Origin of the sequence: Lysinibacillus sp. RS11 (genome assembly GCF_042019215.1) — a bacterium.
GTDB lineage: Bacteria > Bacillota > Bacilli > Bacillales_A > Planococcaceae > Lysinibacillus > Lysinibacillus xylanilyticus_A.
In genome coordinates, this window is sequence record NZ_CP168124.1 from 2,270,601 (window position 1) to 2,291,833 (window position 21,233).

Genomic DNA, 21,233 nt, shown 5'->3' on the forward strand with positions numbered 1-21,233 from the left:
CAAAGCAACTACTACCTCTCACATTTCTAACATTGATGAGAGGTGGTTTTTTAATGCTAAAAACGATTGTGAGGGCAAAATAAAAGGACTTGTGTGCATGAGTAAAATCATACCCACAAGTCCTTTCTAGATGGCGGTGTTGTTAAATTCAATCCTATTTCGTGAATTGGATGTTGCAAAATTGCGCATTTTACTCCACTTGTTGAATCTCTTCATCAGATTTTTTTATCAAATCACCTATTTTTGCAAGTATATAAACGAATCCATAGGTAATAGTGAAGTAGATGAATTTATTAGCAATATCACTAAATTGTACAATTGAAAAATTAGATATTAATAAATCCATAAAAAAGAGGAACAAGGTAAATTGAATAATTTGAATCAAAAAATAGATTCCCTTACTTTTTATACCTATATGCAGGGCAAATGATTCTAATATAATGCTTATTGGTATTAAAAGAATAAAACCAATGATGATTCCAATTGATAAAAAAATTGAGCTATATATACTTGTGAATCTAAAATCTAGAATAAGACTAGCTATATATTGAACGCCCATTAGTAAACTTATAATAATAGCTAAAACAGCGACCAGAAAAGCAGGAATTAAAAAATAGTCTCTTGTTTTCATAATTTTCATACAAATCCTTCTTAGAAGTACTCATTATTTCACGTTTTAATTGAAATAGGGAATTAAATTTTTGAAAACTGCGTTCGTTTAGTTACTTCTCGCAGCAATTAATATTCTATGTTTGCGTAAGCCTAAATCAATACACCAAGTCACAACAATCATCAAAATTAAAATAATGAGGAAGCAACTACTTGGAAAGGTATCTCTCATGGCAGAATTGATTAAATCTATACAACCAAAATAAATAAGTAATAAAGTTCCTATACCAAAACATATAAATCATAACATCTTTAAGGTTCATAATTAGCCCTTGTTATTCCTTAATAACTGTAAATTATATCCACTAAGGAATCAAAACATACAGAGCATTAATTGGTAGTTTAATGGTAAGTGTGCATCCAACAGAACTGTTGAAAATGACTGTAGCACCTGTCGTGTTGAGAATGAATCATTCATACAAGGTTGTCTAATCGTTTGTTATAGAGCTATCTACAGAAGCGGTTAGGGATAACGGGAGTTTGATAATAACCCCGTATCTAATCAGTTGAAATATAACCAACCTTTTCTAGTAATTTCAATGTTGTATAATTTAAATTTGGAAGTTTTTCTAAAGGGAAATATTCTAAGTTTTTACTTTCCTCATTTTGAGTAATAGTGCCTTTTACAGCAGTTGCCTTAAAAATTGCCGTAGCATTATAAATTTCATCCCCATGTGGAAATTTATAATATAACTCTCTCCCTGAAGCTAAGCCAAGTAATTTCAATTCTTGGGCGATTAAGCCTGTTTCCTCATACAACTCTTTTTGAGCAGTTTCTTCAAAACTATCTCCTATTTCCATTCCACCACCTGGAAGCCCCCAATCATTTGTATCTGAACGTAATTGCAAAAGTATTTCATTCTTTTCGTTTAAAACAATGATTGCTGAACCTGGTGCAATAATAGGACTTGTTCCAACATATTGTCGTAAAGATTTTATATAATTCATGTTTCCTCCAATGTTTCCTCCAATTTCTTAATTAAATGAAAAATTCTGTCTGTAAAATATCATAACATAGCAAAGTTTTTGTTGGTAGGGAAATGGTAAATGCGTATTGAAGAGGATTAATCGTTACAGCATGGGGAGACGATGAGGTCTAAACAGTTTCAACTTTGAGATTGCGAGTAACTATAGTGGTCAAACCTCATACAAGCTTGTGAGGGTTGAGAAAGAGGTAGAGAATCGTTTGTACAAGTGTCTTATGGTTGCTACAGAGATATGAGTGGAACTATAGGACCGAATTATGTGAAAGTATTAGTGCATATCAAAAGGACTTGCATATACGAGATTCAATCATACATACAAGTCCTATTCTTATTGAAATAAAGCTCCACGTTTGTTAAAAATTTTTAATATGATAACTATTAAAGTCACTGAAACAATTCAAATACCCACACAATTAGGTAAAGTGGAATTGCCACTATTAACATACCAGCAATTAAGTACCCTAGACTTTGTAATACAAACTTTATTACATCGTATATTGCACCAGCCAAGTCATCAATAAACTTTGCCATAGTAATCCACCCCTTAACTATCTCTTTTTAAGAGACTACTTTAAAGATATTTTTGTACGTTATAAATAGCATGAAGCCTATAATACAACTGAGTAGATTTAGTATAATGTCATCTATATCAAAACTACCTAAAAATAAAATGATTTGTAGAATCTCTATGCTGAAAATCAATAATAAACTGGAAATTATCGTTTTAAATACATTTCTTTGCGAGGGAAAAGCCATAGGTATGATAAATCCCATCGGTATAAAAGGAATAATATTACCTAAGGTGTTTATTATAGAGACACTATCATTTATATCACTTATATATGCTCCAATTGTGCTAAAAGGAATTAGATTTACACCAACCCCTCTGTCCTTATTGGTTCGAATAGTATTGATAACGCTGTATACATCTCCATTGAACTTAAACACAACAAAAATAAGTAACATTAATATATATATAGTAAAAAAACTTTTCCAAATCGTTTTAAACATTCTTGAAAATTCCTGCCCATCTCTTAATTTGCTGAAAATTATTTCTGTATAAGATTGTAGCATAGTAGAGTAAATGTTGGTAGATAAATGGTAAAAAAGTCTTCAGATGTGTATAAAGAGTATGTGAGCATTGATAGTGGAGAAGAAAGGAAAACATTTATATAAGTAGTCTTATGGGTGCTAAAGAGCTATGTGTTTTGCTACAGAAGCGATTGTGGGGCATAACAAAAGGACTTGCATTTATGAAGATTAATCATAAAAACAAGTCCTAATTTTAATTAAATATAGCTGATTTCGATGAAAAAAGGTTATTTTTTAGATTGTTGCCAAAGTCTCTTTTGCGATTTCATCAATTTCTTCTGCGAGTTCATTATGTGTAGGTGTTTCAGCCACTCTTGTTAAATACTCTCTAAACTGAACCTTTGACTCACTTGGTAATTTTATAACCAAAAAGTGTAAAACAAACCACTTCCAATTATCATCATCTGAAGATAAAACATCTTGCACATGTGGGACAATTTCTTCTGGAAAAGTTAAAAGTAATCCTAATACGCTTGTTGCCACTGGCCAATTCATATCTTGAATCCATTCTAGGAGGTTAGGCAGTAAAGGCAATATTATATCTCTATCCATTTTTTTAATTATTTCTACTCTATCATTATCAAATTTATGTCTTGGCAAAAGATCTTCAAAGTTTTCCATATGTATTCCTCCCTTAGATTTTTATATATGGCAATCTATTTATTATATCAGTCTTTATTAAACTAATTGTCGAGCGTGAATATAAGCAATTTTTACAAGGTGTGATCGCGTATTAAAACAGGCAAAGAAACTGTGCAAGTTTGTAAATAAATTACAGGTAAAGGTGATTTCTCACGCTGGGCAGTGAAATATCAGCGGAAACAGAACAAATACCCGCGATTGGGGAGAGAATATCCGCGCGAAACAGGAGAATACCCGCGGGAGCAGAGTAAAACGCGCAATCAGTCGAATCTTGCATATATCACAAAAAACAGGACATGCATATAAAACCATGTCCTGTTTTATTCTAAGAATTATTTAATGCAATGCATCGCTGCCTCAGCTTCATGCCACGGAACGGAGTATCCTTTGCCTTTTGCACAAAATATACTAGAGGATGTATAGTCAGGATCAGCATTTTTATCGTAGCCGATTTGCGCGATAACTTCTTCTGTATTATGGCACACATCATAGCCATCAAATTGCAATGAGAGTACACCCTTCCCATTGGTGTAGGCGGCAAAGGTTGTGCTGTAGTTCATAAATGTTGCGACAGGGGCACGTCCAGTTAAGATGACGTTATTTTCAGTTAAGATTGGTGCGTCAAATGTACCTGAAGCTTGCTGAATATCGGTCATCATGCGGCCGATAAAATCACTAGGGGCTTTAAGCTTAAAGCGATAGTAAGGCTCTAGTAATATATTTTCTGCTTGCTCAAGACCTTGCCGTAATGCCCGAAATGTTGCCTCGCGGAAATCGCCACCCTCAGTATGCTTAATATGCGCTCGTCCCGTTAAGAGTGTGAAACGAATATCCGTGACAGGAAAACCTGTTAATAAGCCATGATGATCCCGTTCGAATACATGTTTTTCTATGAGTCGCTGATTGCCAACCGATAAATCATCCGCATGGCATGCATTGACAAATGTAATGCCAGCACCACGTGTGTTTGGCTCCATCAATAAATGTACCTCGGCGTAGTGCTTTAATGGCTCAAAATGGCCGTAGCCTGTTACAGTTGAGGCGATTGTTTCCATATATAAAATTTGTGGCTCACCAAATGAGACAGCTAGTGAGAAACGTTTGTGAAGGACTTCGGCAAGCACCTCGAGCTGGATGACGCCCATAATATGGACATGAATCTCTTGAAATTTTTCATGCCATACGACGCGTAAAGTTGGTTCTTCGGCTTCAAGGATACGGAAAATTTTTAACACTTCTTTTATATGCTGATCGCCTGCATATTGGACTTTTGCTTGCAAGGTCGGTACTAACTCATAGGGCTGCGGGTTAGTCGTACTACCGATGATATCACCGATGTTTTCGAGACTTAGCCCTTTGACTGCGAAAATCTCCCCAGCTTCAACCTCTTGGACTGTTTCATAGCGATTTCCATTATATAATCGAATTTCCGTCACTTTTTCAGTTAGATCTCCAAACGAAAATTCATCACGAACACGCAGAGTTCCTTGTAATGCCTTCATAAAAGTTAAGCGTTGATGTCCATCATGACGAATTTTAAATACTTCTCCTTGGAACGTTCCATTGTTGTTAAAATGTGTCTCAGTAAGTAGAGGGAGCTGTGAAATGAATTCTTTTATCCCAGTATCTTTTAAGGCAGAGCCAGTAAAACATAAAAAGGCCTTTTCCTGTTTAATCATCGCTTGTATATGAGTCAGGCAGTTAACGCTATCCAACGTCTCGTTAAGAAAAGCATCGAGAAGCTGCTCATCACGCTCAGCAAGCCACTCCATCATGTGATTGGAAACATAATCAGAACGGAGCGGTTCATCTACTAATAGTACATCCTTAGAGCAGTCTTTTTGAAGCAGTGTCATAACGGCTTCGACATCTGCACCTTCACGATCTATTTTGTTAATAAAGAAGAAGGTAGGGACATGATATTTGCGTAAAAGTTGCCACACGGTTTCAGTATGACCTTGTACTCCTTCGACCGCACTAATAACAATGATGGCATAATCCATAACACGAATAACACGTTCCATTTCTGGCGAAAAATCGACGTGCCCAGGTGTATCGATTAACGTATATGTATCGTTTCCAATCGTCATGCGACCTTGTTCCGCAAAAATAGTAATGCCTCGCTGACGCTCGAGTTCATGATTATCTAGAAATGTATCTTGATGATCAACTCGACCACGGGCTTGAATACTGTTTGTATGGAATAGTAACTGCTCAGAAAATGTTGTTTTTCCTGCATCGACGTGAGCGAGTACACCAATTGTTTTATGCATAAAAAATCCTCGTTTCTTTTTTTCGTCCAATATCATTGTAACAGAAATAAAATAAAGTAAAGACTACTAATCAGTGAGGGTTTCGCCACCCCAACTCGTAGAGGAACACCCTGTTGCCCCAAAGTAATCGGGCATTTCCGGGCTGTTAATCTTCCGTTAAACTTCTTGGCTGTCTGCTAGTTATGTGGGACAAAAATATTTCATGTAAAATAGTTAGTGTTTATGTCGAAATAGTGCTACTATATTCATAATACTTATTTTTCGATTTTTTCGAGAGATTGCGAACATAAATTTCTTCTGCTAGTCTAGCAATATCATTTTAAAAAAATAATAGATGTATTGGTGCAAATGATTTGTCATTTGCTTAAAAGGGAAATCGGTGCGAATCCGATGCTGTCCCGCAACTGTAAATGGGGAGTCTATACAAGATGCCACTGTAGCCATGCTATGGGAAGGCGTATAGATGATGAACCTAAGCCAGGATACCTGCCAATATGTAATCTTTGCTTAAACCACGAGGATGGGGCTAGTGAATAGGTTGTAGAACCCATCTTTCACTATGCGAACCTCTTGGAAACAAGGGGTTTTTTTATGCCCTTTTTAACTTATGTTTAGCGGGTGTGGATTCGGTAAGGTGGTCTTAGGGGATGTTAGCCTAAAACCACAGCATCGTTGCGATAACGGCTAACTGACCTGCATCGGTGCTGTGTTGCCGCTGCCGCTACGCTTTCGCGCAGTTAAAACCCTTTTGCTGACACTTCGCTTTCGCACAAAAAATATCTGTTGCTGACACTACGTTAGCATTGCGCTTTCGCACAAAAAACATTTGTTGCTGACGCTCCGTTAGCACTGCGCTTTCGCACAAAAAACATCTGCTGGCCTAAGCACAAAGCCGAATCCGGACGCAATTATGCCGAGTCATAATTGATCATTCAGTAGCGAGGAAGTCAAGGGATTTCTTTCTATATATTTGACACAAAGGAGACGAGGACATGAAAAAATGGAAAAGCTTGTGGCTTGTCTTTGCAATAGCAATAATCGCTATTCTAGGAGCATGTAATGCAAAGGACAAATCAGAATCAGCTGCACAAGGTGAGAAGGTAGAGCCTGCACAAACTGACAAGACAGAGATCACAATTGACAATAATGGAACGACACAAGTGTATACAGAAGCACCCAAAAAAGCGATTAGCTTAAATCAACATGTAACAGAAATTATGTTGGCATTAGGCTTGGAAGATTCTATGGTAGGTACCGCCTATTTAGATGACAATATTTATGAGCCCCTACAAGCTGCCTACGATAAAGTGCCTGTGTTAGCTAAACAGTATCCTTCAAAGGAACAGGTTATTGATGCAGAAGCAGATTTTTTATACGGCGGTTGGAAAAGCGCCTTTGGAGAGAAAGGTGTTGGTACACAGGAAGAGCTTGAGGCATTAGGGATTCACACTTATTTACATACAGCCTCAAGTATGACGAAACCAACATTAGAAGATATTTTCACAGATATCCGAAATATCGCAAAAATATTCCGTGTCGAAGAACGTGGAGATGCTTTAATTGAACAAATGACCAAAGATGTAGAAGCTGTACGTGCGAAATTACCACAAAATGGGGAAGAACTGCGTGTATTAGTGTTTGATAGTGGTGATAAAGATGTCCTTACTGCTGGACAAAACTTTATGAATGAGCTTGTGACGATTGCTGGTGGTAAAAATATTTTTGGTGATGTGGAATCAGGATGGACTACGGTATCAAAAGAAGATGCAGTAGATCGTAATCCAGAAGTCGTTGTTGTTGTTGATTACGGAGAAACAAAGGCGGAACAAAAAATTAACTTCTTAAAAAATGATCCTGCCTTAAAAGAAATGGAAGCTGTTAAAAATGAACACTTTGTGATCTTACCGCTTTCTGCTGCATCAGAAGGGGTTCGTGCTGCAGAAGCTATTCAAATTTTAGCAAAAGGCTTTTACCCTGAAAACTTTTAGACTAAATAAGGAGCTAGCGACTTGCTAGTTCTTTTTTTATAAGGAGAGTTATAAATGAATGCATTTTGTAAAAATATACCGGACAAAACATTTGAAAAGCTAAATCATAATGGAGAGTTTACACGTCTTGCAGTTAGCCCGGGTATTATTAATAAACATTATACCCCTGCACAATTTCAAGCAATGGCAAAGGTTGTAGGAGAAATTGGTGCGATCAAATACTCCTCTTCTTACAGTATATTATTATCTATTCCGACAGTAGATGTAGCAGATACGACTAAGGAGCTACAAGATGCTGGCCTGTATGTGGCAAAGCAAGGACCAATTGTTGTGATGAAGGCTTGCGATTTCTGTGATGGGGATAAGATGGAGGCAGCACCGATTACTGAACAGCTATTTCATTCATTAGAAGGAATATTGGTCCCTACAAGATTACGTTTAAACGTAAATGGCTGTGCCTCTGCCTGCTACAATGCAGTGTATGATGATATTGGCCTTGTTTATCAAAAAGATAGCTTTGATGTCTATTTAGGGGCGGTGCCAATGGGGGCAAATGCGCAAGCTGGGACGCTCTTTGCTAAAAGGGTGGCAGTTGACCGTATTGAAAGTTTACTTCATGAAATCATTCGACTCTATAATGAGCATGCTCGTCCGAATGAACCTTTTTATAAATTTTATCGCAGAACAAATTCTGCTGAGTATTGGAAAATGTAAAAAAGTGATGATAAAACACGCTACTTTTTTTGAGTTTTAGACCATCTTTTTGTTTCTTCTATTGGAATACTCGAGCCAACTTTCATGGTATTTTTGACAATAATCCAGCACCAATATGTTCATCTCCTCGTGAAGCTATTTCTCAAGTATTAGTAATAGGAGAGCGTTTAGGTAAAAGTTGCATACTTTGAAATAAATTATATCCGTAGATCTTCGTCATTATTGCGAAGCAGCTACTTTTTTTCAGTGTATGTTTTTAAACATCTCAAATAAGATATAACACGGGTAATTTTAAAAATTTTCTGTTTATAAGGAGGAATAATACTTAGGGCGTCGAAATATTGTACTATGTAATGCAATTAACAAAAAGGGGCGGGAAAATATGACATCCAAACAAGGGATTAAACCGGAAGATCTATATCAATTAAAATCAGTGGCAGATCCACAAGTATCACCTGATGGAACAGAAGTAGTCTATGTAGGGACTTATATCGACGACAAGAAAAAAGACTATGTGTCTAATTTATATTACATAAACTTGGATGAAAAAATTCCTCAACAATGGACATTTGGTGAAGATAAAACAAATTCACCTATTTGGTCTCCAGATGGCAGTAAAATCGCGTTTGTGTCAACGAGAAATGGCAAACCACAAATTTTTGTGCTTTCTAAAACAGGTGGAGAGGCGAAGCAAGTGACTCATTGTAAAAACGGTGCGACATCACCTGTTTGGTCGCCGTGTGGCAAGAAAATAGCCTTCTCTGTAAAGCTTGGTAAAAATGAAAGCATTGATGATCAAGCTGAACATGATAAGAAAGAAGACAAAGAACTAAAACCACTTGAAATTGAAAAGATGAAACATAAGTCAGATGCAGCTGGATTTCTGGATATGGAGCAATTTACTCAAATTGCAAGCGTCAATCTTGAATCTGGGAAATTAGAGCTGATGACGGAAGGAAAACATCATTTCCAGCTTGGTACATGGTCTCCAAACGGTAAATATCTTTCTTACAGTGCAGACGTAACAGAGGATCTAGATTTTTCATTCATGAGTGATCTGTACTTATTGGATGTAGAAACGAAACATGCGCGCAAGCTAACGGAAGGAACAGGGATGTTCTACCAAACTTCATGGTCTCCGAACAGTCGCTACATAGCTTATGTTGGAAGTGAAAGAGAATTTGAAAATGCGACACATGCCAAGCTTTGGATTTATGATTTGGAACATAACCTTACGACATGTGTAACGAGTGAATTTGACGCGCCTGTCGGTGATTTTGTTGTGGGTGATTTCCTTCAAGGTGTTGTTGCTCCGCGTGTTCAATGGTTGGAGGATAGTGAAAGCTTTTACTTCCAAGTGACAGATCACGGAAATACAGCCATTTATTTTGGCAACCTTTCTGGAGAATTATATCCCGCTATTCATGATGATCAGTATGTATATGGTTTTTCACTTGATCCAAAAAATGATAAAGCGGTAGTCGCGATTAGCACGACGACAAATCCTGGCGACCTATTTTACGTAAATTTAAATACTGGTGAAAAGGAACAGCTGACTAGGGTGAATGAAGAATTTTTAAAGACGAGAGAATTATCTGTGCCAGAAGCAATTGAATATGAAGGGGCAGATGGCTGGAAAGTAAGCGGCTGGATGATGAAGCCAATCGGCTATGAAGAAGGGGAAAAATATCCACTTATTCTTGAAATCCATGGTGGTCCGCATGCGATGTATGCCAACACCTATTTTAATGAATTTCAAATCCTTGCTGCACAAGGCTTTGCGGTTCTCTATACGAATCCACGGGGAAGTCATGGATACGGACAGAAATTTGTTGATGCAGTCCGTGGTGATTATGGCGGCAATGATTATCATGATCTAATGGCTGCTGTTGATTTTGCATTGGAGCATTATGATTTTATTGATCAAGACCGTCTCGGTGTAACAGGTGGGAGTTATGGGGGCTTTATGACAAACTGGATTGTCGGACATACCAATCGCTTTAAAGCCGCTGTTACGCAACGTTGCATTTCTAACTGGATTAGCTTTTACGGCGTAAGTGATATCGGCTATTACTTCAATGACTGGCAAATCCAAGCGGGACTAGACAATATAGAGAAGCTATGGCATCATTCACCGCTTAAATATGTGGACAATGTGGAGACGCCGCTGTTAATTTTACACAGCGAAAAAGACTATCGTTGTCCGATTGAACAGGCAGAGCAATTATTTATCGCCTTGAAACACCGTAAAAAAGAAACAAAATTTGTTCGCTTCCCTGAATCTAATCACGAACTTTCAAGGAGCGGAAAACCAACGTTAAGAATCAATAGACTAGAATATATTAGGGATTGGTTTGTGGAATATCTGTAAGAGAAAATATTGGTGGCTTAAAACGTGAAAATACTTTTTAAGCCACTTTTTTAATTTACATTGTGAGAGAGAATGCTTTGTTTTAATCAACATTGAAAAGGCACCAGATAGTAGGAACACCTTTTTGAGAGACTAGGCTATTTATTAATGATCCCATAATAAACTATATCCTCGTATTTACCATCTTTTATGACGTGATCCTTTAAAATTCCTTCTTGTTTCATACCAATCTTCTCCATTACTTTTCCTGAAGCGGGGTTCGATGAAAAATAGCGGGCAAACACTTTGTGCAGTTTCTTTTCTTCAAAAGCAAATTGTAGAATCGCCTGCGCCGCCTCCGTAGCATAGCCTTTTCCCCAATATGGCTCGCCAATCCAATAGGCTATTTCACCTTGGTTAAAATCAATATTGTTCGATAATCCAATTGATCCATATAATTCGCCAGTCTCCTTATCTGTAACTGCAAACTCATACGAAAAATCCTCGATAAGATTATCATAATGGAATTCAATCCATGATAATGCATCATCTATACTATACGGAAAAGGTAGGTACATCATGCTTTTATAAATATTATAATTATTGCAAAGTGTCGCAACCGTTTCTGCATCAGATGTTTGAAATAATCTAAGAACAAGCCTTTTTGTTGTAATCATTAATTTTTCAGGAACATATGCCATTCAATCATCTCCATTAAATTATTATTTCGAACTCATCACCAAAAATTGAGGATGACATATGTTAAACGTATGCCATGGGATACGTTGATGTCCGTTCCGACTGGACGCCCTAGAAAAGTGCCCAGTCGGAACGAACATTAACCCCACGTTATGGTGAAAGAACTATAATTTGTAAATTACATTATATGACAAGCGGAAAATTTGGACAATGACACGAGAGGGGGTTATCATAAAAAAATTCTCCCAAACAAAAAAGACAGAATGCTAAGAAAGCGATTCTGTCTGTGTAGTATTTAGTTGAGTTTTTCTATAAAAACAACCTTTAAATAATTGAATTCAGGATATTCACGTGTCACACGGAAATCCTTTGGTAGGCCGTATTCTTCAACAATTTTATAGCGTGTTTTTGTTTCTTTAAAGGCTTGGTCAATGAAGCTTTTGAACTTTTTCATACCGAAGCTTGCATTGTTCGTTGATGCAATAATGATACCATTTTTCTCGGTAATGGCGATTGTATCCATCAGTAATTTAGGATAGTCCTTCGCAGTTGAGAATGTTCTTTCCTTCGTACGTGCAAAGCTAGGTGGATCTAAAACAACAAGATCGAATTTTAAATTATGGCGCTGAGCATATTTAAAATAGTTAAAGACATCCATCACTTTAATATCCTGTGCTTCGTAATCAATGCTATTGACGCTAAATTGCTCAATTGTTTTAGCTAAACTACGCTTTGCCACATCTACACTTGTTGTTTTTACTGCGCCTCCAAGTGCCGCCGCGACAGAAAATGCACCAGTATATGAGAATGTATTTAGCATGTTTTTACCCTCTGCAAAACGTTCACGAATGGCAAGTCTCACTTCTCGTTGATCGAGGAAAATACCTGTCATTGCCCCATCATTTAAATTGACAGCGTATTGCATACTATTTTCCGATACGATAATCGGAAATTCGCCAGGTGTTCCCATGACGAAATCGTCCTGTTCCATATATTGACCTTTAGTATCGAAACGCTTTTTCTCATAAATGGCTTTGTAGTTTACAGTCTCTGCAAGTGCTTCATATACCGTTTCTTTAAATGAATAAATGCCTGCGCTATACCAGCTCACCATATAGTAAGAATCGTAAAAGTCAATTGTTAAACCGCCAATACCATCACCCTCGCCATTAAAGATACGAAAGGCTGTTGTGTGAGGATCATTGAAAAATGCTTCACGATTTTGAATGGCCTTTTTAAACTTTTTAATAAAATAATCTTTGTCTATTTTCTCATTAGCATCGGTTGTTAGTACCCATCCAATACCTTTGTTTTGTAAGCCGAAGTATCCAGTGCCGATAAAGCGGTTATGAACATCCGTAAGTCTTAATAGTGCGCCTTCCTCTTTTGGAAGATGACGTGCATCAACGGCATCCTTTGAAATAAGAGGATAGCCTTTTTTTAATTGATCAGAAAAGGGTTTGTTAATTTGTAAAGCAATTGTTTGTGTCATGTTGTCATCCTTTAAAAAACATTTTGCTCTATTATCGCATTCTTTTATATGAATAGACAAACTTATTTCACAAAATGAGCGATTTTTTCAACTGTGTCAATCGTTGCTGCCTCAAAAAACGCCATTTTGCTGAAGTAACTATGAATTAATCCAGGCATATGAATATGCTCTACTTCTACATTTGCCTCAGCAAGTTTTTGCGCGTATTCAAGGCCTTCATCATAAAGAACATCTGCCTCTGCTGCAATAATCATTGTTTTCGGTAAAACGCTTAAGTCTTCCATATGAAGTGGGGAAACAAGTGGATTTTTATAATTTTGTCTATCTGTGTAATGACCCGCAAACCATTGCATTCCTTGTTTGTCTAAACCATAATCTTCCCCATAAGCACTGTAGGAATCCGTTGTAAAATCAACATTGACTACAGGATAAATAAGTGCCTGAGCTGTAATCTTTGGTCCATTTAATGTAGCGGCTAAGTAAGCTACAACGGTTGCTAAGTTTCCACCGGCACTATCACCAGCCACTGTGATTGTTGATGCATCTCCGCCAAAATGTTGGATGTTTTCGTCAACCCATTCTAAAGCGTCATAGGCATCGTTGAGTGGGGTAGGAAATGGGTATTCTGGTGCTAAGCGATAATCGACCGAGACAACGATGGCTTGGGCTTTTTCTGCTAATAGCTGGCAACCTGCATCTGTAGAGTCTAAATTTCCAAATACCCAGCCGCCTCCATGATAATAAACAATGACAGGAAGTATTTTGTCTAATACAGGTCTATAAATGCGCACATTAATTTGTGCGCCATCTCGAACCGATATTTTGCTATTTTCGATTGCCGCAAGCTGTGGGCTATGCGGTGACGTCCATTTTGGCACTACTTTTATTGCTCGCGCTTCTTGAGGTGTTAAATCATAGTACTTCATAGAAGAATCACTTGCTTTTATATAACGGATCGCTTCATTTTTTAATGTTGTCATCATCATCAATCCTTTTTCATTGCATTTGTTAATCCTATTATAAACTATTCATATAATTTTACTAGGATTTAATATGTGAAAAAGAAAATTATTTTATGACAAAGCAGAAATAATCCGATTGTAAAGTAAAAATATGTTTATAATATAGTGAACAATGTATTTGGAGGGACAATAGATGATTTCTTTAATAGTGGCACATGATACGAATTATGTGATTGGATATGAAAATGGTATGCCGTGGCATTTGCCTGGGGATTTACAATATTTTAAGGATAAAACGATGGGGAAGCCAATGATCATGGGACGAAAAACATTCGAATCCATCGGTAGACCGCTTCCAGGGCGTCGTAATATTGTTATTACTCGTGATGAAAACTATCATGCGGATGGGATTGAAGTGGTGACAAGTGTAGAGGATGCCCTCGCTCTTGCTGGAGATGTTCCAGAAATTATGATTATTGGTGGCGAGCAAATTTTCCGCTTATCCATGGAAATCGCCGATCGCCTATACATTACAAAAATCAATCATTCCTTTAATGGGGATACATATTTCCCAAACTACGAACAGGATTTTGTGGAAATATCCTCAGAAGAGCCTGTGACAGCAAAAGAAGGCTATACATTCCAATATCAGATTTTTGAACGTAAAAACTAAACAAATAGGAATTGGTAAGCGCGGTGATCTAATGACCGTGCTTTTTTGTATAACGGAAGGCGTTTGGAAATATTTGTGGAATAAATGATTATAAGGCTTATCATCATAACGTGAGGTTGATTGGTGCATTCGACGTCTATCAATGTAAAAATCTTACCAGTAAATCCGTTTTACCCGATCGGCGGACATAAACCTGGCCTTGACGGATGAACTTTCAAGCGATGGATAGAGCTACCGAAACGACGGATAGAAAAGTCAAAGTGACGGAAAGAGCGGAAAGAGTCACCGAAGCGACAGATAGAAATATCGAAATGCCGGATAGTTCCTGAGGGCAATCGATGAGATTTTTTACTGCTTAACATTCCAACAATTACATTCAAAAGAGGGGGGACAACTGTGAGGAAAATAACATTGGCAAATGGAAAAAGGTAGAAGTGGAATGTTTGAGCTGTGCCATAACGAGCGGATATCCGCCGGAGGCTTCAACTTCCTTCAACGGGTGTTTGGACACCCGCTGAAAGAAGTTGAACCAGATGGAGGTGTGGTTATTGAAACGGACTACTTTCATGCCCATCAAGATGTTGCTTATCCGATCAAGGGATTAATCATTCTAGCTTCAAAGCGCCATATTACATGTTTGGATGTGCTTAACGATGAGGAGAAAATGGATTACATAAACCTTTTATCAAAAATTAGAAAGGAACAAAGGGAAGTATTAGGTATAGAACATGTCTATTATTTCTATAATGGAAGATACGACACACCATTTTCATACTTGGATAGTGCCGCGCTATGAATGGATGTCTGCATTCAGATGCTCCGCATGCAGTCAAGGCATTAACGAAGGAAATAAGTAGTGAATAGTAAATACACCAAAAAATCGCTCCTTTTGTCTAAGAGAGCGATTTTTTGTTAATACCTACAAGTAAAAATAAACACAAGCATACATAGAGCCACAACCAGCTAACACAAAGAGGTGCCAAATTGCATGATTGTAGGGCAGGGATCTCCATGCGTAAAAGATGGCGCCAATCGTATAGAAAAGCCCACCTGCTAACAGTAAAGCAAAGCCATTAACACCTAAGTAAAGATAGACAGGCTTAATGGCAAAAATAATTAACCAACCCATACCGATGTAAAAAATTAAAGAAAGCTTCTCAAATCGATTAATGAAGAAGCATTTAAAAATAACGCCTAATAACGCAAGTGACCAAATAATACATAATAATGTAATACCTAACGTGCCACCAATCGCAATTAGTAGAAATGGTGTATACGTTCCGGCAATTAAAATATAAATAGAAGAATGGTCAAGAATGGCGAAAATGTGTTTATATTTTTCAGGCATGCTATGTAGCAGCGTCGACATTAAAAATAAAATGATGACTGAGGCACCAAAAATACTAAACGTTGTAATTTGGAGCGCACTTCCGGTTTGTACAGCTGCTAAAATAAGTACAACTAGCGCTGGAATACTTGCGATAAATCCAATGCCATGAGTAATGGCATTCCACAATTCTTCCTTCCATGTTTTATAGTCAAATGAATCTAGCATAACGAACACTCCTTTCGTGCATATATTTATTATACGCCAATAATTTTTATCCTGCTATTTACAATTGTCATGTATTTATTATCAAAATTGTCATAGGTATGGTTATTTGTTTGAAGGTCTTTGTTAGACAAGTACTCGACAAAACGTTATAGTAACCAAGGTAGTGATTCAAAACGGACTAAATAGAGTGATGTCTAATGACAAATGTCATGTTTACAATGATTCATTAGTCTATATAATTAATTTTAATGATGTAAAAGGATGTGTCGAAGTGGGACGAATTCATATAGTAACGGACTCAACTTGTGATTTAACAAAAGAGGAAGTAGCGCAGCATGGTATACATATTGTGCCTTTATCGATTCAAATTGATGGAAAAACATATACAGATGGTGTTGATATAGAGCCACAATCTTTTTTAAGCTTTATGCAGAATTCCGAAAATTTGCCTAAAAGCTCGCAGCCTGCGCCGGGGAAATTCAAAGAACTATTTGATGAACTAGGAAAAGACGGAGATCAAATTATTTCAATTCATATGACTGGTGGCATGAGTGGTACTGTTGAATCGGCTCGTCAAGCAGCGCAAATGACTGATGCAAATGTGACTGTTATTGATTCACGTTTTATTGCCTTTGGTCTAGCTTTCCAATTACGAGAAGCTATTAAAATGCGTGATGCAGGTGCAACTGTCGAGGAAATTATGGCACGTCTGGACAAGGTTCGCGAAAATACGTATTTGTATGTAGTTGTCGACACACTTGATAATTTAATTAAAGGCGGACGTATTGGGAAAGGTAAAGGCTTTATCGGTTCTTTACTGAACATCAAAGTAATTGCAAACTTAGAAGGTGGCGCATACAATCCCGTAACCAAAGTGCGTAGCCATAAACAGGTTGTCAACTACTTATTTAAACAATTCCAAGCAGATACTGCCGGAAAAACAGTTAAGTCAGTTGGAATTTCCCACGCCGATGGAATGACAACGATGGGTGGACCATTAAAAGAATTGATCGAGGGAACAGGTGTAAATGAAGTAGAAATTGCCTTTACTTCACCAATCATCTCTACACATACTGGCCCAGGTGCAATTGGTTTCATGTTTTTTGCAGAATAATATACGATAGCTACTACATAAGTTTTGTAGTGGCTTTTTTTTATATGGAATGGAAAAATGCATGCCTTAAGAAAGTTATACATTGTGAAAAAATGCGCACTTTTACAGAATACCTAGGTTAGTCACTTTTCATTGCAGCATAAACTATTCTATAATAGAAGAAACAGCAAATGATGGAAGGTGGTCAAATGAACATTTGGCGTATGCTAATTTTGTCATGTTTGACCGTCTTAGTACTAAGTGGTTGTGAAATATCAATAGATGAACCGAATCCGCAAGCTGAACCAGAAGGGGAGCAAGCAGGGACGGAGCAAGATATGAGCCAAGATGAGCAACAAACGGAAAATGAGGAAAAAACCTCAAGGAATGTATTGACGCAGATTTTTGAACATTTTTTTGAACCAACTCCCGAGGATTTACGGCAAATTGATGATGAAAACGCAAAGCAACTACAATATTTGGCACTCGGCGATTCTTTAACAGCCGGTGTCGGTGATGAGTATAGTGAAGACGGTTTTGTAGGTAGGTTAGCAGATTCATTGGAAGCTTGGCCCTCGATTTCTGAAGTTGAGGTCGATAATCGAGGAAAGAGAGGAAGACGTAGTGATCAGCTATTAAAATTAGTGAAAAAAGGGCATTATGATGAAGAGTTGCAAGAAGCACAACTCATTTCCGTTACAATGGGTGGAAATGATGTCATGAAGATCGTCAGGAAAGATCTGTTGAATTTAAAACGAGATGCTTTTGATAAAGAATTGCAGGCATTTAAGAAACGCTATAGTAAAATCATTGCCGGCATTCGAGAAAAAAATCCGACAGTGCCCTTATTACTAATCGGTTTTTATAACCCATTCTCGATCGTGACAAATGAAGCCAATGAATTTGATTCGATTATTACGGAGTGGAATAAAGTCATTGAAGATGTAGCGAGTGAAGATGTTAATGCTTGCTATGTATCCGTGGAGGACCTGTTTGTTTCGAATAAGGAGCTCGTTTATCATACGGATTTCTTCCACCCAAATGCAAAAGGATATGAGAAAATGAATGAACGTATTTTAGAAGCAATGGAGAAATGTGGTATGGAAGAAAAGATTAACAAGGAAATAGGCTTCGAGGAGTGACAAAATGAATAAGTGGAAATTCGCATTTTTTGCCTTAGCAGGCACAGTGCTTTTTGCAATCCTCCTCGTCGTTTATTTAGCAACTAGACCAGTAGATGGAGTAAATTTAGCAGAGAGTTCAGATGGTGAAAATGAAGTGAAAGGGAATGTTCTCGTTGTCCAAACAACAACGAAGGAATTGGAATCTATATCGAAAAAGTATTTAAAGGATGCTTCTAAAGGATCACCATTACCGTTGGACTTTACCATCGATGATGATATTGAATTAAGAAGTACATTAACGGTGTTCTATACAGAAATTCCAATTTCAATGAACTTCGATCCCATTGTCGATAAGAAAGGTAATATTATTTTAAAACAGACAGGAATGAATGTTGGGCTTTTAAATATTCCGCCGGAGACAGCGATGAAAATTATGCGAGACTCGTTGGAATTCCCTTCATTTATTACAATCAATCCAAGTAAGGCAGAAATCTATATTGACTTATCGCGCATAGATATTGCTTCAGGATCACGTATCAAAGCAAAAGAATTAGATTTACCAAACGATAAGATTTTACTGGAAGTTATTGTTCCTGGTGAATAAGGAGTGAAATGAATGGCAAAGCAATTCGCAACATTTGCAGGTGGATGTTTTTGGTGTATGGTCAAGCCCTTCGATGAAACACCTGGCATTGAATCAGTGATTTCAGGTTATACAGGTGGACATGTTATCAATCCAACATATGAGCAAGTTTGCTCTGAAACGACGGGGCATATTGAAGCGGTTCAAATTACGTTTGATGATGAGTATTATTCGTACGAGCAATTACTTGCGACATTTTGGACAATCATTGATCCAACAGATGCAGGTGGACAATTTTATGATCGCGGGGAGTCCTACACAACTGCAATTTTTTATCACAATGAAGAGCAACGCGAATTAGCAGAACGTTCTAAGGCAGATTTACAGGCATCTGGTAAGTTCGATAAGCCCATTGCAGTAAAAATTTTACCAGCTAGTACGTTTTACCCAGCTGAAGACTATCATCAATATTATTATAAGAAAAATCCAATGCATTACGAGCGCTATGCTGTCGGTTCTGGTCGCAAAGCGTTTCAGGAGCAACACTGGGGGCAAAAAAATGAATAAAGAACAACGCTTAAAAGAATTAACAGACATGCAGTATTATGTGACCCAAGAAAATGGCACAGAGCCACCATTCCGCAACGAATATGATAAACACTTTGAAGAAGGTATTTATGTAGATATCGTTTCAGGCAAGCCATTGTTTAGTTCCTTTGATAAATTCGATTCAGGTTGTGGGTGGCCTGCATTTGCAAAGCCAATTGAACAGAAAGAAGTCACAGAGCATTTCGATACATCACATGGAATGCGTCGTGTAGAGGTTCGAAGCAGTGAAGCAGATTCTCATTTAGGACATGTTTTCCCTGATGGACCAAGTGAACGTGGTGGCTTACGCTATTGTATTAACTCCGCTGCACTTCGCTTTGTACCAAAAGAAGATTTAGAAAAAGATGGCTATGTAGAATATCTTTCATTATTTAAATAAGACAAACTCCTAGCAGGATTATATCGTGCTAGGAGTTTTTTTACTGTTTTAAAATTGTTTCAAAAGCGACGGAAAGAGCCCTCGAAACGACAGAAAGAACAACTGAAGCGACGGAAAGAGTCATCGAACCGACGGAAGAACAATCAAGCGACGGAAAAAGCCCTCGAAACGACGGAAAGAACAACTGAAGCGACGGATAGAGTCATCGAAACGACGGAAGAACAAGCAAGCGACGGAAAAAGCCCTCGAACCGACGGAAAGAACAACTGAAGCGACGGAAAGAGTCATCGAAACGACGGAAGAACAAGCAAGCGACGGAAAAAGCCCTCGAACCGACGGAAAGAGTCGTCGAAAAGACGGAAGAACAATCAAGCGACGGAAAGAGCCCTCGAACCGACGGAAAGAACAACTGAAGCGACGGATAGAGTCATCGAACCGACGGATAAACTCGTCAAACTGATGGATAGAACGTCACAATTGATTAGAAATATTAAATGATTGAACTAGCAATTCTAATTCCGATATCATCAATAAAGAATTCAGGCATACTCTTACGTCGACAAGTAGCTCCACATCCACGTTCTTCTTCAGCCCAACTGCCTCCTCGAATTATTCGGTAATTACCAAATATCTCTTCATCGTATAAGTCCCAGCACCACTCCCAAACATTTCCTATCATGTCGTACAAACCCCATTCATTAGGTGTTTTTTCACCAACTTTGTGTACATGTTCTTTAGAATTATTTTTATACCAAGCAATGTCATCAATAGTACCATAGCGATATCCTGTTGAATTTGCTTTACATGCATATTGCCATTCAGCATCGGTCGGTAATCGAAAACCATTAGAACTAGGATTGCATACAACTGATTTACTTTTCTTATCACAATCGTAAAACTTATCATAGCCTAGAGCATCAGACAATGAATTACAAAAGTTCACAGCATCTATCCATGAAACATTAACAATTGGTTTTTGATCTTTTGTTGTTAAAAAACTCTTCCCCATAATAATCGAATAAAGTTCTTCTGTTACAGTATATTTGGCAAGATAAAATGGCTTTATCTCAACATTCCAAATAACCTCTTTTAAATTTTTTCTTATACCCGGCATTCCAAATTTATAGTTTGAACTAATCCATTTCTGCTCGTTTCGAAAATCTCGTAAGTGGATTTCTCCTTCAGGAATATATACCATTAATTCTTTTAAGTAATGATTTAAGTTCGTTATCATAGTTCTCTCCATATCATTAATAATTTTTTTTAGACACTACTTTCATCGTACGATATCCATCCATGGATTAAAATAAAATGCTCATATATTGGTCGTTCATAATCTAACATCCATAC

Annotated in this window: 23 protein-coding genes, 1 pseudogene and 1 riboswitch; of the genes and pseudogenes, 10 read left to right on the forward strand and 14 right to left on the reverse strand. The window is 37.5% G+C overall.

What is annotated here, in order from left to right; translation table 11 throughout:
• Positions 1-190: 190 nt before the first annotated feature.
• The 7 genes from AB9L17_RS11595 to AB9L17_RS11625 form a co-directional block, all read right to left on the reverse strand.
• Positions 191-640, reverse strand: coding sequence for a hypothetical protein (locus tag AB9L17_RS11595; protein ID WP_068984131.1), 450 nt, complete (start codon positions 638-640; stop codon positions 191-193).
• Positions 641-1,167: 527 nt separating this feature from the next.
• Complete coding sequence (locus AB9L17_RS11600; protein WP_068984132.1) at positions 1,168-1,617, reverse strand: NUDIX hydrolase; 450 nt, start codon at positions 1,615-1,617, stop codon at positions 1,168-1,170.
• Positions 1,618-2,039: 422 nt separating this feature from the next.
• A complete protein-coding gene (locus tag AB9L17_RS11605) occupies positions 2,040-2,186 on the reverse strand; it encodes a hypothetical protein (protein ID WP_175401717.1) in 147 nt (48 codons plus the stop codon).
• 27 nt (positions 2,187-2,213) lie between these two features.
• Positions 2,214-2,729 (reverse strand): VanZ family protein, encoded by a 516-nt coding sequence (locus AB9L17_RS11610; protein ID WP_375200669.1) that lies wholly within the window; start codon positions 2,727-2,729, stop codon positions 2,214-2,216.
• Between the two features lie 252 nt (positions 2,730-2,981).
• Complete coding sequence (locus AB9L17_RS11615) at positions 2,982-3,368, reverse strand: DUF5071 domain-containing protein (protein WP_375200670.1); 387 nt, start codon at positions 3,366-3,368, stop codon at positions 2,982-2,984.
• Between the two features lie 353 nt (positions 3,369-3,721).
• Complete coding sequence (locus AB9L17_RS11620; RefSeq protein ID WP_375200671.1) at positions 3,722-5,662, reverse strand: GTP-binding protein; 1,941 nt, start codon at positions 5,660-5,662, stop codon at positions 3,722-3,724.
• 323 nt (positions 5,663-5,985) lie between these two features.
• Positions 5,986-6,170, forward strand: a riboswitch (cobalamin riboswitch).
• A gap of 213 nt (positions 6,171-6,383) precedes the next feature.
• Positions 6,384-6,527 (reverse strand): hypothetical protein, encoded by a 144-nt coding sequence (locus tag AB9L17_RS11625; RefSeq protein ID WP_375200672.1) that lies wholly within the window; start codon positions 6,525-6,527, stop codon positions 6,384-6,386.
• Between the two features lie 127 nt (positions 6,528-6,654).
• Between AB9L17_RS11625 and AB9L17_RS11630 the strand changes: the two genes are divergently transcribed.
• From AB9L17_RS11630 to AB9L17_RS11640, 3 genes are all read left to right on the forward strand, one after another.
• On the forward strand, positions 6,655-7,650 hold the full coding sequence (locus tag AB9L17_RS11630; RefSeq protein WP_375200673.1) for an ABC transporter substrate-binding protein: 996 nt from the start codon (positions 6,655-6,657) through the stop codon (positions 7,648-7,650).
• 54 nt (positions 7,651-7,704) lie between these two features.
• On the forward strand, positions 7,705-8,364 hold the full coding sequence (locus tag AB9L17_RS11635) for a precorrin-3B methylase (protein ID WP_375200674.1): 660 nt from the start codon (positions 7,705-7,707) through the stop codon (positions 8,362-8,364).
• Positions 8,365-8,746: 382 nt separating this feature from the next.
• Entirely contained in the window at positions 8,747-10,735 is a 1,989-nt protein-coding gene (locus tag AB9L17_RS11640) for a S9 family peptidase (RefSeq protein WP_375200675.1), read from the forward strand.
• Positions 10,736-10,872: 137 nt separating this feature from the next.
• On the opposite strand, the gene AB9L17_RS11645 is transcribed toward AB9L17_RS11640, so the two are convergent.
• From AB9L17_RS11645 to AB9L17_RS11655, 3 genes are all read right to left on the reverse strand, one after another.
• Entirely contained in the window at positions 10,873-11,415 is a 543-nt protein-coding gene (locus AB9L17_RS11645) for a GNAT family N-acetyltransferase (protein WP_375200676.1), read from the reverse strand.
• A 293-nt stretch (positions 11,416-11,708) separates the two neighbouring features.
• Positions 11,709-12,905, reverse strand: coding sequence for a class I SAM-dependent rRNA methyltransferase (locus AB9L17_RS11650; RefSeq protein ID WP_375200677.1), 1,197 nt, complete (start codon positions 12,903-12,905; stop codon positions 11,709-11,711).
• 62 nt (positions 12,906-12,967) lie between these two features.
• The gene (locus AB9L17_RS11655; RefSeq protein WP_375200678.1) at positions 12,968-13,885 is read right to left on the reverse strand and encodes an alpha/beta hydrolase; all 918 of its coding nucleotides are present in this window, start codon (positions 13,883-13,885) and stop codon (positions 12,968-12,970) included.
• A 175-nt stretch (positions 13,886-14,060) separates the two neighbouring features.
• Between AB9L17_RS11655 and AB9L17_RS11660 the strand changes: the two genes are divergently transcribed.
• Positions 14,061-14,540 (forward strand): dihydrofolate reductase, encoded by a 480-nt coding sequence (locus AB9L17_RS11660; protein ID WP_068984142.1) that lies wholly within the window; start codon positions 14,061-14,063, stop codon positions 14,538-14,540.
• A 170-nt stretch (positions 14,541-14,710) separates the two neighbouring features.
• Here AB9L17_RS11660 and AB9L17_RS11665 read toward each other — a convergent pair whose 3' ends face one another.
• On the reverse strand, positions 14,711-14,920 hold the full coding sequence (locus tag AB9L17_RS11665; protein ID WP_375200679.1) for a hypothetical protein: 210 nt from the start codon (positions 14,918-14,920) through the stop codon (positions 14,711-14,713).
• Between the two features lie 16 nt (positions 14,921-14,936).
• Between AB9L17_RS11665 and AB9L17_RS11670 the strand changes: the two are divergent.
• A pseudogene (locus AB9L17_RS11670) lies at positions 14,937-15,352 on the forward strand (HIT family protein); the annotation flags it as partial.
• A 107-nt stretch (positions 15,353-15,459) separates the two neighbouring features.
• On the opposite strand, the gene trhA reads toward AB9L17_RS11670, so the two are convergent.
• Positions 15,460-16,095, reverse strand: coding sequence for a PAQR family membrane homeostasis protein TrhA (gene trhA / locus AB9L17_RS11675; RefSeq protein ID WP_068984143.1), 636 nt, complete (start codon positions 16,093-16,095; stop codon positions 15,460-15,462).
• Between the two features lie 271 nt (positions 16,096-16,366).
• Between trhA and AB9L17_RS11680 the strand changes: the two genes are divergently transcribed.
• From AB9L17_RS11680 to msrB, 5 genes are all read left to right on the forward strand, one after another.
• The gene (locus AB9L17_RS11680) at positions 16,367-17,209 is read left to right on the forward strand and encodes a DegV family protein (protein ID WP_068984144.1); all 843 of its coding nucleotides are present in this window, start codon (positions 16,367-16,369) and stop codon (positions 17,207-17,209) included.
• A gap of 188 nt (positions 17,210-17,397) precedes the next feature.
• The gene (locus tag AB9L17_RS11685) at positions 17,398-18,330 is read left to right on the forward strand and encodes a GDSL-type esterase/lipase family protein (protein ID WP_223554349.1); all 933 of its coding nucleotides are present in this window, start codon (positions 17,398-17,400) and stop codon (positions 18,328-18,330) included.
• A gap of 4 nt (positions 18,331-18,334) precedes the next feature.
• Complete coding sequence (locus tag AB9L17_RS11690) at positions 18,335-18,916, forward strand: YpmS family protein (protein WP_068984145.1); 582 nt, start codon at positions 18,335-18,337, stop codon at positions 18,914-18,916.
• Between the two features lie 12 nt (positions 18,917-18,928).
• Complete coding sequence (gene msrA / locus AB9L17_RS11695; protein WP_068984146.1) at positions 18,929-19,462, forward strand: peptide-methionine (S)-S-oxide reductase MsrA; 534 nt, start codon at positions 18,929-18,931, stop codon at positions 19,460-19,462.
• Positions 19,455-19,883: a peptide-methionine (R)-S-oxide reductase MsrB gene (gene msrB / locus AB9L17_RS11700; RefSeq protein WP_068984147.1), complete on the forward strand. Its 429-nt coding sequence runs from the start codon at positions 19,455-19,457 to the stop codon at positions 19,881-19,883. Before msrA ends, msrB begins: the two co-directional genes overlap by 8 nt.
• 120 nt (positions 19,884-20,003) lie before the next feature.
• On the opposite strand, the gene AB9L17_RS11705 is transcribed toward msrB, so the two are convergent.
• Positions 20,004-20,255, reverse strand: a complete 252-nt coding sequence (locus AB9L17_RS11705) for a hypothetical protein (protein WP_375200680.1) — start codon at positions 20,253-20,255, stop codon at positions 20,004-20,006.
• Positions 20,256-20,373: 118 nt separating this feature from the next.
• Positions 20,374-21,117 carry a formylglycine-generating enzyme family protein gene (locus tag AB9L17_RS11710; protein WP_375200681.1) on the reverse strand — a complete coding sequence of 248 codons (744 nt, stop codon included), beginning with the start codon at positions 21,115-21,117 and terminating at the stop codon, positions 20,374-20,376.
• Between the last annotated feature and the right edge of the window lie 116 nt (positions 21,118-21,233).

What these genes read in the sequence shown, in the direction of transcription:
- AB9L17_RS11685 (WP_223554349.1), top strand. Translation starts at nt 17,398, where the DNA reads ATGAACATTTGGCGTATGCTAATTTTGTCATGTTTGACCGTCTTAGTA.
- AB9L17_RS11635 (WP_375200674.1), top strand. Translation starts at nt 7,705, where the DNA reads ATGAATGCATTTTGTAAAAATATACCGGACAAAACATTTGAAAAGCTA.
- AB9L17_RS11600 (WP_068984132.1), bottom strand. Translation starts at nt 1,617, where the DNA reads ATGAATTATATAAAATCTTTACGACAATATGTTGGAACAAGTCCTATT.
- AB9L17_RS11650 (WP_375200677.1), bottom strand. Translation starts at nt 12,905, where the DNA reads ATGACACAAACAATTGCTTTACAAATTAACAAACCCTTTTCTGATCAA.
- AB9L17_RS11595 (WP_068984131.1), bottom strand. Translation starts at nt 640, where the DNA reads ATGAAAATTATGAAAACAAGAGACTATTTTTTAATTCCTGCTTTTCTG.
- AB9L17_RS11645 (WP_375200676.1), bottom strand. Translation starts at nt 11,415, where the DNA reads ATGGCATATGTTCCTGAAAAATTAATGATTACAACAAAAAGGCTTGTT.
- msrA (WP_068984146.1), top strand. Translation starts at nt 18,929, where the DNA reads ATGGCAAAGCAATTCGCAACATTTGCAGGTGGATGTTTTTGGTGTATG.
- AB9L17_RS11630 (WP_375200673.1), top strand. Translation starts at nt 6,655, where the DNA reads ATGAAAAAATGGAAAAGCTTGTGGCTTGTCTTTGCAATAGCAATAATC.
- msrB (WP_068984147.1), top strand. Translation starts at nt 19,455, where the DNA reads ATGAATAAAGAACAACGCTTAAAAGAATTAACAGACATGCAGTATTAT.
- AB9L17_RS11710 (WP_375200681.1), bottom strand. Translation starts at nt 21,117, where the DNA reads ATGATAACGAACTTAAATCATTACTTAAAAGAATTAATGGTATATATT.
- AB9L17_RS11615 (WP_375200670.1), bottom strand. Translation starts at nt 3,368, where the DNA reads ATGGAAAACTTTGAAGATCTTTTGCCAAGACATAAATTTGATAATGAT.
- AB9L17_RS11605 (WP_175401717.1), bottom strand. Translation starts at nt 2,186, where the DNA reads ATGGCAAAGTTTATTGATGACTTGGCTGGTGCAATATACGATGTAATA.
- AB9L17_RS11620 (WP_375200671.1), bottom strand. Translation starts at nt 5,662, where the DNA reads ATGCATAAAACAATTGGTGTACTCGCTCACGTCGATGCAGGAAAAACA.
- AB9L17_RS11655 (WP_375200678.1), bottom strand. Translation starts at nt 13,885, where the DNA reads ATGACAACATTAAAAAATGAAGCGATCCGTTATATAAAAGCAAGTGAT.
- AB9L17_RS11660 (WP_068984142.1), top strand. Translation starts at nt 14,061, where the DNA reads ATGATTTCTTTAATAGTGGCACATGATACGAATTATGTGATTGGATAT.
- trhA (WP_068984143.1), bottom strand. Translation starts at nt 16,095, where the DNA reads ATGCTAGATTCATTTGACTATAAAACATGGAAGGAAGAATTGTGGAAT.
- AB9L17_RS11640 (WP_375200675.1), top strand. Translation starts at nt 8,747, where the DNA reads ATGACATCCAAACAAGGGATTAAACCGGAAGATCTATATCAATTAAAA.
- AB9L17_RS11610 (WP_375200669.1), bottom strand. Translation starts at nt 2,729, where the DNA reads ATGCTACAATCTTATACAGAAATAATTTTCAGCAAATTAAGAGATGGG.
- AB9L17_RS11690 (WP_068984145.1), top strand. Translation starts at nt 18,335, where the DNA reads ATGAATAAGTGGAAATTCGCATTTTTTGCCTTAGCAGGCACAGTGCTT.